At 57.8% G+C, this 14,053-nt stretch carries 15 protein-coding genes; 5 read left to right on the top strand and 10 right to left on the bottom strand.

Features of this window, described 5'->3' with window-relative positions; all coding sequences use genetic code 11:
• Nucleotides 1-460, top strand: a 460-nt coding sequence (locus tag RBB49_RS22880; protein ID WP_306145215.1) for a porin, incomplete at its 5' end; no start/stop codon positions are given.
• Nucleotides 461-916: 456 nt separating this feature from the next.
• Here RBB49_RS22880 and RBB49_RS22875 read toward each other — a convergent pair.
• Nucleotides 917-1,837, bottom strand: coding sequence for an alpha/beta fold hydrolase (locus RBB49_RS22875; protein WP_306145214.1), 921 nt, complete (start codon nucleotides 1,835-1,837; stop codon nucleotides 917-919).
• Nucleotides 1,838-2,108: 271 nt separating this feature from the next.
• On the opposite strand from RBB49_RS22875, the gene dapA reads away from it, so the two are divergent.
• Both dapA and smpB read left to right on the top strand, forming a co-directional pair.
• The gene (dapA, locus tag RBB49_RS22870; protein ID WP_306145213.1) at nucleotides 2,109-2,987 is read left to right on the top strand and encodes a 4-hydroxy-tetrahydrodipicolinate synthase; all 879 of its coding nucleotides are present in this window, start codon (nucleotides 2,109-2,111) and stop codon (nucleotides 2,985-2,987) included.
• Nucleotides 2,988-3,019: 32 nt separating this feature from the next.
• Nucleotides 3,020-3,499, top strand: coding sequence for an SsrA-binding protein SmpB (gene smpB, locus RBB49_RS22865; protein ID WP_306145212.1), 480 nt, complete (start codon nucleotides 3,020-3,022; stop codon nucleotides 3,497-3,499).
• 186 nt (nucleotides 3,500-3,685) lie between these two features.
• Here the strand turns inward: smpB and RBB49_RS22860 are convergent, their stop codons facing one another.
• The 3 genes from RBB49_RS22860 to RBB49_RS22850 all read right to left on the bottom strand — a co-directional run bounded on the left by RBB49_RS22860 (nucleotide 3,686) and on the right by RBB49_RS22850 (nucleotide 5,808).
• On the bottom strand, nucleotides 3,686-4,144 hold the full coding sequence (locus RBB49_RS22860; protein ID WP_306145211.1) for a thioesterase family protein: 459 nt from the start codon (nucleotides 4,142-4,144) through the stop codon (nucleotides 3,686-3,688).
• Nucleotides 4,141-5,304, bottom strand: a complete 1,164-nt coding sequence (locus RBB49_RS22855; protein ID WP_306145210.1) for an iron-containing alcohol dehydrogenase — start codon at nucleotides 5,302-5,304, stop codon at nucleotides 4,141-4,143. The genes RBB49_RS22860 and RBB49_RS22855 overlap by 4 nt, the downstream gene beginning before the upstream one ends.
• A gap of 96 nt (nucleotides 5,305-5,400) precedes the next feature.
• On the bottom strand, nucleotides 5,401-5,808 hold the full coding sequence (locus RBB49_RS22850; protein WP_306145209.1) for a DUF2000 family protein: 408 nt from the start codon (nucleotides 5,806-5,808) through the stop codon (nucleotides 5,401-5,403).
• Here RBB49_RS22850 and RBB49_RS22845 point away from each other — a divergent pair.
• Nucleotides 5,807-6,787: an AraC family transcriptional regulator gene (locus tag RBB49_RS22845; protein ID WP_306145208.1), complete on the top strand. Its 981-nt coding sequence runs from the start codon at nucleotides 5,807-5,809 to the stop codon at nucleotides 6,785-6,787. The two genes, RBB49_RS22850 and RBB49_RS22845, sit on opposite strands and share 2 nt — an antisense overlap.
• A gap of 197 nt (nucleotides 6,788-6,984) precedes the next feature.
• Here the strand turns inward: RBB49_RS22845 and parC are convergent, their stop codons facing one another.
• Nucleotides 6,985-9,237: a DNA topoisomerase IV subunit A gene (gene parC, locus RBB49_RS22840; RefSeq protein ID WP_306145207.1), complete on the bottom strand. Its 2,253-nt coding sequence runs from the start codon at nucleotides 9,235-9,237 to the stop codon at nucleotides 6,985-6,987.
• A gap of 233 nt (nucleotides 9,238-9,470) precedes the next feature.
• On the opposite strand from parC, the gene lepB (RBB49_RS22835) reads away from it, so the two are divergent.
• Nucleotides 9,471-10,133 carry a signal peptidase I gene (gene lepB / locus RBB49_RS22835; protein ID WP_306145206.1) on the top strand — a complete coding sequence of 221 codons (663 nt, stop codon included), beginning with the start codon at nucleotides 9,471-9,473 and terminating at the stop codon, nucleotides 10,131-10,133.
• 4 nt (nucleotides 10,134-10,137) lie between these two features.
• Here lepB (RBB49_RS22835) and recO read toward each other — a convergent pair whose 3' ends face one another.
• The 5 genes from recO to acpS form a co-directional block, all read right to left on the bottom strand.
• Entirely contained in the window at nucleotides 10,138-10,896 is a 759-nt protein-coding gene (gene recO / locus RBB49_RS22830) for a DNA repair protein RecO (protein WP_306145205.1), read from the bottom strand.
• A 54-nt stretch (nucleotides 10,897-10,950) separates the two neighbouring features.
• On the bottom strand, nucleotides 10,951-11,850 hold the full coding sequence (era, locus tag RBB49_RS22825; protein WP_306145223.1) for a GTPase Era: 900 nt from the start codon (nucleotides 11,848-11,850) through the stop codon (nucleotides 10,951-10,953).
• A 100-nt stretch (nucleotides 11,851-11,950) separates the two neighbouring features.
• The gene (gene rnc, locus RBB49_RS22820; RefSeq protein ID WP_306145204.1) at nucleotides 11,951-12,658 is read right to left on the bottom strand and encodes a ribonuclease III; all 708 of its coding nucleotides are present in this window, start codon (nucleotides 12,656-12,658) and stop codon (nucleotides 11,951-11,953) included.
• Between the two features lie 43 nt (nucleotides 12,659-12,701).
• Nucleotides 12,702-13,454: a signal peptidase I gene (gene lepB / locus RBB49_RS22815; RefSeq protein ID WP_306145203.1), complete on the bottom strand. Its 753-nt coding sequence runs from the start codon at nucleotides 13,452-13,454 to the stop codon at nucleotides 12,702-12,704.
• 116 nt (nucleotides 13,455-13,570) lie between these two features.
• Entirely contained in the window at nucleotides 13,571-14,002 is a 432-nt protein-coding gene (gene acpS, locus RBB49_RS22810) for a holo-ACP synthase (RefSeq protein WP_306145202.1), read from the bottom strand.
• Between the last annotated feature and the right edge of the window lie 51 nt (nucleotides 14,003-14,053).

Genomic DNA, 14,053 nt, shown 5'->3' with positions numbered 1-14,053 from the left:
TGAAGACAGCCTCGGCTGGGCAATCGGCGCCGGCGTGAACGTCAACCTGCCGTTCGCAAACTCCGGTTCCAACATCTTCTTCCAGGGCTTCTACGCTGATGGCGCACTGTCCTACATCGGTAACGGCATCACCGGCCTGACCGGCGTATCCGACTACGCTCCGGACGGAGACACCAACTCTGGTTACTCTCTCTCCGCTGGTATCTACGTCCAGGCTACCCCGACCATCGGTCTGGCAATGGACGGCTCCTACGCTCATGTTGACGTAGACAGCTCTTCCTCCATCGGCGATGTAGACCGTTGGGCAATCGACGGTTCCGTACAGTGGCAGCCGGTTTCCGGTTTCGTCATGGGTGCAGACGTTGGTTACGCCAACAACTCCATCGACGGTACGGGCGGAAACTCCGACAACGACTTCGACGAACTCCTCTTCGGTGTTCGTATGCAGCGTACCTTCTAATCAATCCTCAACCGAGGTTTGATGGAAAACCCGGCGGAAACGCCGGGTTTTCTTTTTTTCGAGTTGCCAAAAGCGGCATTTTTTCAATGGTTTGACAAAACTCTCTGTGCTGACAAGTTAAAGACGTGTTTACCGGCACCCGTTGGGCCGGGCGACGCTCTCAGAAGATCCAAAATTCACTGAACCAGCTCTAGGGTACGGACCCATAAATGAAGCCGATTTGGTTTGGATCGTTTTGACCAACTGCAAGGAGCGAAAGCGCAGGAAATGTGGTGCATTTTCAAGCCTTTCGCGACGTGGCAGATGGCCAAAGCGGCCAAATCCGAAGGACGGCAAAATGGCTGCGCCTCGCAGCGTCACCGCGCTTGACCGGGCAAAAAGCCCGCTCTGCACACGCTTCCTCCCGGGATTTTGCCATTTCTGCCGCCAAATCGGCTTCATTTTTGGGACCGTACCCTAAAGTTCCTGTAAAAAACGAGCGACCGCTTCGTGGGTATCCGTTTCCCACAAGACGGGCGCATGTCCCTGGCCCGAAATGGTCTTCAGCCGGGCATTGGGATGCGTATCAACCATGCGTTTGCAGGTTTCCGGACTGAGCAGATCCGATTTTTCGCCGTGGATCACCAAGACCGGGCGATCGAGCAGCCTGTCGTAGAGCGGCCAGAGATCGGGAGCGGGTGCTGCATCGTCGAGGCTGGCCAATTGATGGGCGAGGGCCGGATCGTAATCCATGACGAACCCGCCGGATTGTTCGGATGCAAGCTGTCCAGCCAGTTTCAGCCAGTCTTTGCTCTCAAATGACGGAAACTGGTTACCGATCGTGTGTTTCAGGTTGTCGGCAACTTGCGTAAGCGAATCCGCATTCATCCGGTGACCGAGAGTTGCGGCAATGCGATGAATTGCACGCATCTCGATGTGAGGTCCGACATCGTTGAAAATGACGCCTGCCATCTGCTCGGCCGCGTAGCGTGCGGCCATGATCAGCGCGTGGAGCCCGCCTCTGGAAGTCCCGAGAACGGCAAAGCGCTTCAAGCCGAGTTTTTCTATCGCAAGCGCGATATCGTTTTCCTCGACCGGCAGCGCATAGTTTCTCCAGTCCGAATCCCAGTCGCTTTTACCGCGCCCCCGGTAGTCGAGCGCGACAACATGATGATTCCGTGCGTGAAGGTAGCGGGCGATGTCATTGAAATCACGAGAGTTTCTGGAGAGGCCGGGCAGGCAGATGACCGGAATGCGCATGTCGTCACCCGCAGCGTCCACGATCCAGTTCCGGCCGTAGAGCCGCAGACCGTCTGCGCTCTTCCATGTAAAATCCCGGGGCTGCGCAACCGGTATGTGCGCAGCACCTGCGTGCGCGTCGCCATGCGCAGTGCTCATGATCGTCTCCCAAGGCGTTTCCGGTTTCCGTTTTTTCGAAAGATAGGGGCGGGCACGACGTCCTGCCAATAGGAAAACACCGTATTTTGCAGACCACGCAGAGCGAAGTGTCTCTGAAAAGGCGCATCGTGCTGAATAAAAAGGGTCGAATCCGGTCGAAGAGCAACGGAACCATTGCCCCTTTAGCGGCTGATGAGTATGTTGCGCCACCAACGAGACAGGGCAATCGACCTTGTCCGCAAAAACACGACTCATCCAAGAGGAAACCGAGATGTTCAAAGGCTCCATTCCAGCGCTGATTACCCCGTTCAAGGACGGAGCGCTTGATGAGAAACGGTTTCAGGACTTTGTCGAGTGGCAGATACAGGAAGGCTCCAACGGCCTTGTTCCTGTCGGAACCACCGGCGAAAGCCCGACGCTGAGCCATGACGAGCATAAACGGGTCATCGAGCTTTGCGTTGAAGCGGCTGCCGGACGGGTGCCGGTGATTGCAGGCGCCGGTTCCAACAACACGGTTGAAGCGATCGATTTTGCGCTACACGCCGAAAAGGCGGGGGCGAATGGCCTGCTCGTGGTGACGCCTTACTACAACAAGCCGAACCAGGCGGGACTGAAGGCACATTTCAAGGCAGTAAACGACGCGGTCGGGTTGCCGATCATCATCTACAATATTCCGGGCCGGTCGATCATCGACATGACACCGGAAACCATGGCCGAACTTTACCAGACCTGTGAAAACATCAAGGGCGTCAAGGACGCGACCGCGGATCTTTCGAAAACGAGCCGGCAGCGGCATCTCTGCGGACCGGAATTCAACCAGCTTTCCGGCGAGGACATCTCCGCACTTGCCTTCAATGCGCATGGTGGTGTCGGTTGCATCTCGGTGACTGCGAACGTCGCGCCGCGTCTTTGTGCGGAATTCCAGGCCGCGACACTGGCAGGTGACTTCCCGAAGGCTCTGGAGTATCAGGACCGCCTTGCACCCTTGCATCGGGCGCTGTTCCTTGAACCGAGCCCGGGCGGTTCCAAATATGCGCTTTCGGTCCTCGGCAAGATCGAAGAGGAAATGCGTTTGCCTCTCGTTCCGGTGACCGATGAAACCAGGGCTGAGATCCGTGACGCAATGGCACATGCGGGTCTGATCAACTGAGCGGACGGGGCAATGGGCCCTGAAGGACAAAAATGGCTCCGAAAAAGGGGGGCGATCCGGGGCGGAAGATCATTTCCGACAACCGGAAAGCCCGTTTCAACTACGAAATCGAAGATACGCTCGAGGCCGGCATCGAGTTGCGGGGCACGGAGGTAAAGTCTCTGCGTAACGGCAAGGCGAATATTGCCGAATCCTATGCTGCCGAATATGGCGGCGAGATCTGGATCTACAACGTCTATATTCCCGAGTATCTGCAGGCCAATCGCTTCAACCACGAGCCCAGGCGTCCGCGCAAACTGCTTCTGCACAAACGGGAAATCGGCAAGCTTGCCGGTGCCGTGCAGAAGGAGGGCAAGACAATTGTGCCACTCAAGCTTTATTTTAACGACAAGGGCCGCGCGAAGCTCGAACTGGCTCTTGCGCGGGGGAAAAAGCTGCACGACAAACGGGAAACGGAAAAGAAACGCGACTGGCAGCGCGAGAAGTCCCGCCTTATGAAGAACTTGGGCTGAAACCTGTTTTCCACATGTTGAAAACGCGCCGTGTCCGCGTTTTCCCGTTCTGTTGACATGTTGCGGATAACTTGTGGATTGCCTGTGAGTTCAAGGTGCTCTGCGCAATCGTTCGTCAACCGGTTATCCCGTGGACAAGCTGATGAAAACGTCTGGATCTGTCGCAGAACGTGCGGATTGCATTTCCTACGCCATCAAACTTGATAGAATGCCCCTCGCTGTGTCGGGAATGCGCACAGGCCGTCGGGATTCCCGTTCGACAAGGACATGAACAAACCGTCCATGGGCAGCCGTTTCATGTTCTTTGCCGGCAAACAAGCCGATGCGGAAAACCACAGAGCTGGAGCCGAGTTTCTCGATTCGAAGCCCGGCAAAAACAGTCGACGGAAATGTCAACTCTGAAAAGTAGTGACACCCGGTTTCGACGACGAGAAAGACCTCGGAGCTGGTTCTCGGATCGAGTAGACCGTTGGCGACATACCAGCCGTTCACGGCAGTATCGAAGAAGCTCAGGTACTGAACGTTGTTTACATGGCCATAAATGTCCACATCCATCCACCGCGTGGGGATTTCTTGAAACACCGGGAAAGCTGATCGCGGAAGAGGCTCTGGTCGTGGTGCCTGTGGATAACTTGTGGAATTCATAGTGCGGATCTGTAGATTTCCAGCGCATCGGCTTCGGTCATTTCACGCGGATTGTTGACCAGCAGCCGGGTCTGTTTCATGGCGTCCCGCGCGAGCTTTGGAACGTCTTCCGCCCCGATCCCCAATTTGCTCAGCCGGGTTTGCAATCCAAGCTTTGACGCCAGCTCGGCCAACTTCTCGGCGAATGCGTCAGCGCGCGCTTGCGGGCTTGTCACTTGCGACAATTCGGGAAAGAGAGACGGCGCAATCTCGGCATAGGTTGCCGAAGCGACGCTGTTGTTGAACCTCAGGACATGCGGAAGGACCAACGCGTTCGAGAGCCCATGGGCAATGTGAAACGTGCCGCCGAGCGGATAGGCAAGCGCGTGCACGGCAGCAACGGGCGAATTGGCAAAAGCCATTCCGGCAAACATTGACCCAAGAAGCATGCTGCCTCTCGCGCCCTCGTCCCGAGGCGTTGAGACTGCCGTCTCGATATTCGCGCCCAGAAGCCGCAACGCTTCAAGCGCCAGCATGCGCGAGACGGGATTGTTGTTGGCCGACCTGGAAGCATAGGCCTCGATTGCATGGACCATGGCGTCGATCCCGGTTGCCGCCGTGACGGCCGCAGGCAAGCCCAGTGTGAGCAGCGGATCAAGCACGGCCAGGTCCGGCAGAAGCAGAGGCGACACAACCCCGCGCTTTTCCTCTTCGCCGACCGTAATGATTGATATCGGCGTGACTTCTGATCCGGTACCGGCTGTCGTGGGGATCAGAATGAGCGGAAGACGCGGTCCCTTGGCATTGTCGATCCCCCAGGCCTCGTCCAGATCTTCACCGCTTTGCGCAAGCAGCGCGACGAGTTTGGCAACATCGAGCGAGGAACCACCGCCAAAGCCGACCACGGATGTCGCCTGGTGCGACTTTGCAGCCTCCACGGCCTTCTCGACCAGTGCTCGCGGGGGATCGGGCACAACGTCAGAAAACTGTCCAACGTCAAGGCCCGCCCGTGTCAGCGCATCCAAGGCCGGCGCATGCAATCCAAGAGCGACGATCCCGGGATCTGTGACGATGAAAGGCCGCGATCCAAGGCAGAACTTTGCGGTCTGGTCGAGTTTTGCAGCCGCTCCGTTCTCGAAAACGATGCGTTGACTGGTATTGAACGTGAACGGCTCGATCATGTCTTCCCCTGACTCATGCAGCCGACAGATTGCCCGCTCGGGCCCGATCCGTCGAGGGGAAACAACGTGGAATATTGCATGAATTGACAGGGCACATCAGGCGTGCATGCGTGCACCCTTGGTGATCTTGTCGGCGGTTTTCTTGTCTGCGTGAAACGCAATTCCGACAACCCGCGCATCGTCGGGTCCATGTTCTGCGAAGACTTCCCGGTTGGCACTGTCGTGCCCGGTCGCAAACATCTCCTCGATGTAAAGACTTGATTTCACGTCTCTTTGCAGGGTGCGGGCATGTATCTTGCCGATAAGTTCTGCGTCGGCCGACAGGATGATGATTGGCTGCACACTCATGGAATGATAGCTGTTCCCGACAGCGTCACGATATGCCTTGCCGATGAGATCGGGTTTGGCGGCGGCTATTCCTGTCGAGAGAAACGCTGTTACATTGAGCTTTTGCCAGACGGCCAGGTCTTCACGGACAACAACAACGAACTTGGTATCGAACATGAGTGCAAACTCCACGAGAGGGGTCAGATCGGAAAGGGTTCACACCGACCCTGCATCTGACACGAACACCTGTCTTGAACGTTTGTGCACGGCCACAAGGGACTCGATCCGGGTTGCACCCGAAGAAGATGGAATTGAACGGATTGAAGCCAGGTTCAAGGGCAAGGGCTTCGACCCTCACAGGCACGATACCTATGCGATCGGTCTGACGCTGAACGGTGTTCAGACCTTCAGGTATCGCGGCGCTTCACATGCATCGCTTCCGGGTCAGATCATCGTCATTCATCCGGATGAACTGCACGACGGAGGAGCGGGAACGGAGGGTGGTCTTCGCTACCGCATGATCTACGTCCAGCCTGAAGACATCCGTGACGCACTGGAAGCAACGGGAGCCAGAAGTCTGCCTCATCTTGCGGACCCTGTATTCACCGATCCGCACCTGCAGGCCATCTTGCGGGATTGTCTGGAAGACATGGACAGCGAAATGGGCGGCCTCAAGCGCAGTTCGTTTCTTGGCGAAATCGCCACCGGCCTTTGCAGGGTGGGGGACACCGGTTCCGGTGATACATCCTCGATGGACTGGGCTGCGCTTGAAGAATGCGCCGGCTTTCTGAAGGAGTGCTTCCGCGACCCCGTTCGGGTGAGCGATCTTGAGAGAATTGCGGATCTGGATCGTTTTACCCTGTCGCGGCAGTTCAAGCGGGCCTACGGTACGAGCCCGCACCGGTATCTGCTCATGCGCCGCCTCGGCCACGCGAAACAAATGCTTGCCAATGGAAACCCGCTCGCGGACGCCGCGATTGAAAGTGGATTTGCCGATCAAAGCCACATGAACAGGCATTTCAGGCGGGCGTTTGGCATGACCCCGGGAGCGTGGCGGCAGTTAACCGCAACAGATACCGCAATAGACCTAGGGTACGGACCCATAAATGAAGCCGATTTGGCGGCAGAAATGGCAAAATCTCGCGAGGAAGCGTGAGTAGAGCGGGCTTTATGCCCGGTCAAGCGCGGTGACGCTGCGAGGTGAGGCCATTTTGCCGTCCTTCGGATTTGACCGTTTCAGCCATCTGCAGCGTCGCGAAAGGCTTGAAAATGAACCACATTTCCTGCGCTTTCGCTCCTTGCAGTTGGTCAAAACGATCCAAACCAAATTGACTTCATTTATGAGTCCGTACCCTAGAGTGATCCCGGACCGAACTTGTTGGAACGCGGGAAGCCGGTCGGCGGCAAGCGCCCGGCATTGCCACGATCACCGCGCCAGTCGGCCAGTTCATCCATGGTCCGGGTGAAGCTGCGTCCCGAACTGTCGGTCCATGTCAGGCCGTCTTCGGCCTTGAACACCCTGATGTCGGCAACCTTGCCGTCCCGGTAGCGCTGCAGGCGCACGCCCCGGCCGCGGCTCATCTGGGCCACCTGCGCGAGCGGGAAGACCAGAAGCTTGCGGTTTTCGCCGATGATCGCCACCTGGTCCCCGGTTGCATCCACGCAAAGCGTCGCTTCCGTTGGTGCGGTCAGATTGAGAACCTGTTTGCCCTTGCGCGTGTTGGCGATCACGTCATCCTCGCAAACGACAAACCCGCGCGCCTCGTTGTTGCAGAGCAGGAGGTTGCGGCCCGGTTTGTGCACGAACGCATTCACCACATCCTGCGCTTCGTCCATTTCCACCATGAGCCGGATCGGCTCGCCATGTCCGCGTCCGCCGGGAAGGCGATCAGCACCGAGCGTGAAGAATTTGCCCCCGGTCGAAAACACAAGGATCTTGTCGGTCGTCTCTGCGTGGAAGGAGAGTTTCAGCTTGTCGCCTTGCTTGAACGAAAGCGTGGAGAGGTCGCTCTGATGCCCCTTGAGTGCGCGGATCCAACCCTTGTCCGAGATAATGACGGTGATCGGTTCTTTTTCAATCATCGCCTGCTGGATGTCGACAAGGTCGGCTTCCGGCGCTTCAGCCTTGTCTGTGCGTCTCTTGCCGATGTCGGTTTCAGGTCCGTAGACCTTGGAGATCTCGGCGATTTCCTTGGAAATCCGCGTCCACTGGCGCGCATCCGATCCAAGCAGTTTCGTCAGTTCGTCCTTCTCCTCGGTGAGCTTTTCGTGCTCCTTGCGGATCTCCAGTTCTTCAAGCTTGCGCAGGGAACGCAGCCGCATGTTGAGAATGGCTTCGGCCTGAACATCGGTCAGTTCAAAGGTCCGGATCAGTTCGGCCTTTGCATCATCCTCCTCGCGGATGATCCTGATCACCTCATCCAGGTTCAGGTAGGCGATCAGATAGCCGGCCAGGACTTCAAGGCGGTGGTTGATCTGGCCGAGCCTGTGCTCCGAGCGGCGGATCAGAACGACCTTGCGATGATCCAGCCACTCCCGAAGAACCTGTTTCAGGCCCATCACCATGGGCACCTTGCCCATGGACAGGACGTTCATGTTCAGGGAAAACCGGTTTTCCAGATCGGTCAGCTTGAACAGCGATTCCATGAGAATGTTGGCGTCGACATTGCGCGAGCGGGGAACCAGCACGATGCGGATGTCTTCGGCCGATTCATCGCGCACATCATCGAGCAGCGGCAACTTGCGCGCGGTCAGCAGTTCGGCAATCTTTTCGATCAGGCGCGATTTCTGCACCTGGTAGGGGATCTCCGTAACGACGATCGCCCACTGGCCGCGGCCGAGATCCTCGACCTCCCAGCGCGCACGAATGCGGAAACTGCCGCGGCCGGTCGCATAGGCTTCGCGGATCGATCCCTGATCGGACACAAGCAGCCCGCCGGTCGGAAAATCCGGACCCTTGATATATTCGAGAAGTTCGTCGACCTCGGCCTTCGGATTCTTGATCAGGTGAAGGCTCGCCTGGCAGAGTTCAAACGCATTGTGCGGGGGAATGGAAGTCGCCATGCCGACGGCGATGCCGGAGGAGCCGTTGCCGAGCAGGTTCGGAAACCCGCCGGGCAGGACGATGGGTTCCTTGTCCTCGCCGTCATAGGTCTCGCGGAAATCAACGGCGTTTTCATCAAGACCGTCGAGCAGACGCTTGGCCGTGTCGGTCATGCGCGCTTCGGTGTAGCGCATGGCCGCAGCGTTGTCGCCGTCGACATTGCCGAAATTGCCCTGGCCGTCGATCAGCGGATAACGCTGCGCGAAGTCCTGGGCAAGACGCACCAGGGCATCGTAGACCGCCTGGTCGCCATGAGGGTGGTATTTACCGATGACATCGCCGACGACACGTGCGCACTTCTTGAAGCCCGCACCTGGGTCCAGTTTCAGAAGGCGCATGGCGTAAAGAAGCCGCCTGTGAACCGGTTTCAGCCCGTCGCGGACATCGGGCAGCGCCCGGTGCATGATCGTCGAAAGGGCATAAGCCAGATAGCGTTCTTCAAGCGCATCCTTGAGGTTGATCCCCTCTATGCCGCTCGGTGGTGGTGTCGTCTCTTTTCCCATATCTGTTTGCTAACCGGTTCACTTCGGGTCTGCAATTCGCAAGCGGGCAATTGGGACGCGAAATGGCGGATTTTCAACGGATTTCAGCAATCCCGTGAGGCTCGGGAAGAAAAAACACCGGAGAGCCATATACGTTTTCTTGCGCCGAATTCAAAAAGGAGTTGCATCTCACCTCAGGTGAACCGTTTAAAGTGCAATTCATCACGAATGCCACGAAGCGGGAAAGCTCTCGAATGTCGAAAAAGTTGCTCTGGTCGGTCGTCGCTGTGGCTGTTACCGCGTGTGTCATCTATTTGGGTGAACGGAATGATTACTACTTTCACCGGGTAAAGCACTACAACATGCCGGCCGGAAGCATGCTGCCGACCCTGGAAGTTGGCGATCAGTTTCTGGTGAAGCAAATTTTTTCGGTTTTTGGAGAGCGGTACGTCCCGAACCGAGGCGATGTAATCGTCTTCTGGAACGAAAAGGCCGGTTTCGACTATGTAAAACGGGTTATCGGACTGCCGGGAGAAACCATTCAGGTTCAAGGTGGTATCGTCTTTATCGACAGGGTTGCCGTGCCACGCACCGGGGGTAGCGCATACACTGCCAGGAGCGGTACCTATACCGGAGATTCATTCAGCCGCTTCAACGAAACACTTCCGAACGCAGCAGACTACGAAATTCTGGAATTGAGTGACACGGCACAGCTCGACAATACGAAAGAGTACGTCGTGCCGGACGGGCATTTGTTTGTTCTCGGAGACAATCGGGACAACTCGGTCGATAGCAGGGTCTTGTCCATGGTGGGCTATGTTCCGGTTGAGGATGTCACGGGTGTTGCCAAGCACGTCTATTATTCAGGACCGGAAAAGAGTTTCACTTGGCGGCGTATCGGCGATAACGGACATTGACCGGCTAACCGAAATTCCAAGGATAGTCCTTTCGGTAGCGCCGTTCCAGCGCCCCAAGCAGTTGATCGCGCGTTCCAGGGTCCGGGTTGCCGCGTTCCTGTAGATGGCTGGAGATGAAAAAGGATGTCAGCGTGAAACCTTCCGTGACATCGGTCCAGGTCAACTCACTGCCCGCCTGGCGCTGACCTTCCAGCAGGAAAGAGGGCAGGGGCAGCATCCTGTCATGATAGGGCTTGCCCGCCTCGCGGCTGACCGCGCGCCCTGACTTCGGCGAAACGTAGGCAAGGTCGTCGCTTTGTCCGGTTGCCGCGCAGCGGGTGAGATCAAGTCCCATGCCCAGATCGCGCAAGAGTTCCAGTTCGAAACGGATGAGCAGGGCCGCCGCCGCATCGGGCGCGTCGAGATGCTCCAGAACCACGTTGAGGGCGTCATAAAGGTGCGGGTAGGGGTGCCGTTCCGGCAGGAGTTTCAAGAGAAAGGAAAGGTGCTGCAACCCGGCGAGGCCGATCCCGTTGGTCATCAATTGGCCTGCGCGCAAGGTTTGCGGTTCAAGCGCGAATATACCGAGATGGTCCGACAGGCGGGCCTTCCAGGTCAGGTCAAGTTCGTTTCCGGGCTGAAGCACGGGACGGTTGCGCTGAGAGCGCCCACCGCGCACCAGCCCGAGATGCCGGCCATGGTCGAGCGTCAGCGCTTCCAGGATGACATCGTTCTCGCCGTGTTTGCGCGTGGTCAGCACCACGCCGCGGCTGGTCCACTCCAAGGGCAACACCTTGTTCTGCCGGACTGTCCCGATCGTGACCGGCCAATCACCCACCTACTTGGGAAATTCGAGACCCATTTCCCTGTATCGCTCCGGATCGTCCGCCCAGTTTTCGCGCACTTTAACAAAAAGGAACAGGTGAACGGGCGCTTCGATGATGTCGGAAAGTTCTTCGCGAGCGGCTTTTGAAATGGCCTTGATGGTCTGTCCGCGCTTGCCCAGAACGATGCTTTTCTGGCTGTCGCGCTCGACATAAATGGTCTGTTCGATGCGCGCAGATCCGTCCTTCCGGCTTTGCCACTGCTCGGTTTCCACCGTCGAGATATAGGGCAGTTCCTGGTGAAGGCGCTCAAACAGTTTTTCACGCGTAATCTCCGCCGCCAGAATGCGCAAGGGCAGATCCGACGGCTGATCGTCCGGATAGAGCCACGGGCCTTCGGGCAGCTTGGACGCAAAATGATCCAGAATTGTCTGCGTGCCGTCGCCGGTCAGGGCCGACACCATGAAGGTTTCCTCGAAGTCGATATACTCATTCGCCTGTTGCGCGATCTGAAGCAGCTTCTCGCGCCTGGCCACATCCGTCTTGTTCAGGATCAGAACCTTCGGTGCGGACTGGTTCTTGAGGCGCTTGAGGATGTTCTCGACTTCCTCGTCGATCCCCTTGCGCGCATCGATCAGGAGAGCAATCAGATCGGCGTCGCGGGCACCGCCCCAGGCGGTGTCGACCATCGCCCGGTCGAGACGGCGCTTGGGTTTGAAGATCCCAGGCGTATCGATGAAAACGAGCTGCGCGTTGCCGTGCATGGCAACGCCGCGAATGATGGAGCGCGTTGTCTGAACCTTGTGCGTGACGATGGACACCTTGGTGCCGACAAGCTGGTTGATCAGGGTCGACTTGCCCGCGTTCGGCGCGCCGATCAGCGCGATGAAACCGGCTTTCGTGTCTTTCGGCATTTCGCCAAGCGGCGCGGGCAGGGGAATATCGAACCGGCCCTTTTCAGGCACGAATTCGTTTTCCCCATCAGCGGATTTGTCTTCATCACTCAATGGAACGTCATTCCTTCCAGACACCTTCCCGGCGCAAGACGGCCTCGGCCGCGTTTTGTTCGGCGATCCGCTTCGAGCCGCCTTTGCCTTCGCCCGAAGCCAGACCCTGTACGATGACGGCGACCGTGAAGTTCGGCGCGTGATCTGGACCGTCGCGGTCTGTGACTTCATAGCGTGGCGTCGGCAGGCTCTTCGATTGCGCCCATTCCTGCAATGTCGTCTTCGCGTCCCGCAGCGGACCCGTCCAGGATAGCATACGCGGCTCCCAAAGGCGTCTGACAAAGGTCTCGGCCGCTGCATAACCGCCATCGAGATAAATCGCGGCTATCACGGCTTCACAGATATCGGCAAGCAGCGCCGTCTTCTTTCTGCCCCCGGTCTGCGCTTCGGCGAGGCCGATCCGCATCGCATCGCCAACCCCGAGCTCCTGCGCGATCTCGGCGCAGGTCTCCCGCTTGACCATGTGATTGAAGCGGCGCGCGAGCTCGCCTTCGTCGGCTTTCGGGAAATGCTCGTGAAGCATGGAGGCAACGACCAGCCCGAGGACGCGGTCGCCAAGGAACTCCAGCCTCTGGTAGCTGCCCGAAACCGTTTCCGAAGGCGCAAGCGCGCTCGCATGGGTCAGCGCAACGCGGAGCAGCTCCAGGTCGCTGAATTCATAGTGCAGCGCCGCCTTGAGTGCCGAGATTGCATTTTTCTTCTGGTTCTGTGTCATACGGCCTGCTTTGGCCCGCTGTGGCTTGTCTTGGGGTCGTACCCTAGAGGGTCTTGCCGATCCGGTCCCAACGCACCGTCCAGGGCCAGGTCCAGATATGGTAGGCCGGGGTTCCATCGCCAATCGAGAAGAACAGGATTTCCGCGCGTCCCATGAAATTTTCGAGCGGCACGTATCCGACCTTGGACAGGACACGGCTGTCGACTGAATTGTCACGGTTGTCGCCCATCATGAAGTAGTGGCCTTCGGGCACGGTGTATTCGCGTGTGTTGTCCAGTTGTCCGCGTGTCGTCAGGTCCAGCGTGTCATACGAGACGCCGTTCGGAAGCGTTTCGCGGAAGCGCGGAACCCGGCGGACCGCGCCGGACGCGGACGTCTCGATATAGTCGTCAATCTGTTCGCGCTTGACCGGTTCCCCGTTGATGAAAACAACGCCGTCTTGAACCTGGATCGTATCGCCCGGCAATCCGATCACGCGTTTGATGTAATCGATGGACGTGTCCGTCGGCAGCTTGAAAACGGCGACATCGCCGCGCTTGGGCTCTGCGGACCAGATCCGGCCCGAAAAGGGGACCAATCCAAACGGAAACGAATACCTGGAGTAGCCGTAGCTGTATTTTGAAACAAAAAGATAGTCGCCGATCAGCAGCGTGTCCTTCATGGACCCGGAGGGAATGTTGAACGGCTGGAAAAGAAAGGTGCGAACGATCAGGGCAAGCAAAAGCGCCTGGACGACAACCTTTACGGTCTCGTAGAGACCGCTGTCCTTGTCTTTCTTGTTTTCAGACACGCTCATGTTTTCCCTTAAAGCAATATGCGGTGGATCGGGTCTTCCGGGCGACACCCGAGCGCGACTCTTAACGGTTCACGCCGGTTGACGCAATGCGCTGTACACGGTCAGGAAACCGCAGATCACTGAGAATCTGTTGATGACGGCACCGGCCAGTCCGACGGCCAGGCCGAGATCACGACGAATGCCTGCGCGAGCGGGAAATCGTCGGTGATCGTCAGATCGATTGTTGTCTTGAATCCGGACGGTGTCATCGCCGCCAGCCTTTCGGCGGCGCCTCCTTGAAGGGAAATCGTCGGCTTCCCGCTTGGAAGATTGACAACACCCATTTCACGCCAGGCAACACCCATCCGGATGCCGCTTCCCAGCGCCTTGGAACAGGCCTCCTTTGCAGCAAACCGCTTGGCATAGGACGCTGCGCGTTGCGCGCGTCTGTCTGACTTCGCCCGTTCGATTTCGGTGAAAACCCGGTTCGTGAACCGGTCGCCGAACCGGTCCAGCGTTTTTTCGATCCGCCTGATGTCGATCAGATCGCTGCCTATCCCTAAGATCATTCTGTCGCGGGCCCGTTTCCTGAAAAGTTCTGGGCACTTAATTGGGGTGGT

Source organism: Roseibium sp. MMSF_3412, from assembly GCF_030733265.1.
Taxonomy (GTDB): Bacteria; Pseudomonadota; Alphaproteobacteria; order Rhizobiales; family Stappiaceae; genus Roseibium.
The sequence above is the reverse complement of the archived record's forward strand: the minus strand, read 5'-3'. Positions and strand labels throughout refer to the sequence as shown.

Excerpts from the sequence above, each read along its gene's own strand:
- smpB (WP_306145212.1), top strand. The coding sequence starts at position 3,020 with ATGGCTCCGAAAAAGGGGGGCGATCCGGGGCGGAAGATCATTTCCGAC.
- RBB49_RS22875 (WP_306145214.1), bottom strand. The coding sequence starts at position 1,837 with ATGAGCACTGCGCATGGCGACGCGCACGCAGGTGCTGCGCACATACCG.
- RBB49_RS22860 (WP_306145211.1), bottom strand. The coding sequence starts at position 4,144 with ATGAATTCCACAAGTTATCCACAGGCACCACGACCAGAGCCTCTTCCG.
- acpS (WP_306145202.1), bottom strand. The coding sequence starts at position 14,002 with ATGATCTTAGGGATAGGCAGCGATCTGATCGACATCAGGCGGATCGAA.
- RBB49_RS22850 (WP_306145209.1), bottom strand. The coding sequence starts at position 5,808 with ATGTTCGATACCAAGTTCGTTGTTGTTGTCCGTGAAGACCTGGCCGTC.
- parC (WP_306145207.1), bottom strand. The coding sequence starts at position 9,237 with ATGGGAAAAGAGACGACACCACCACCGAGCGGCATAGAGGGGATCAAC.
- lepB (WP_306145206.1), top strand. The coding sequence starts at position 9,471 with ATGTCGAAAAAGTTGCTCTGGTCGGTCGTCGCTGTGGCTGTTACCGCG.
- RBB49_RS22845 (WP_306145208.1), top strand. The coding sequence starts at position 5,807 with ATGAGTGCAAACTCCACGAGAGGGGTCAGATCGGAAAGGGTTCACACC.
- lepB (WP_306145203.1), bottom strand. The coding sequence starts at position 13,454 with ATGAGCGTGTCTGAAAACAAGAAAGACAAGGACAGCGGTCTCTACGAG.
- RBB49_RS22855 (WP_306145210.1), bottom strand. The coding sequence starts at position 5,304 with ATGATCGAGCCGTTCACGTTCAATACCAGTCAACGCATCGTTTTCGAG.
- rnc (WP_306145204.1), bottom strand. The coding sequence starts at position 12,658 with ATGACACAGAACCAGAAGAAAAATGCAATCTCGGCACTCAAGGCGGCG.
- dapA (WP_306145213.1), top strand. The coding sequence starts at position 2,109 with ATGTTCAAAGGCTCCATTCCAGCGCTGATTACCCCGTTCAAGGACGGA.
- era (WP_306145223.1), bottom strand. The coding sequence starts at position 11,850 with ATGCCGAAAGACACGAAAGCCGGTTTCATCGCGCTGATCGGCGCGCCG.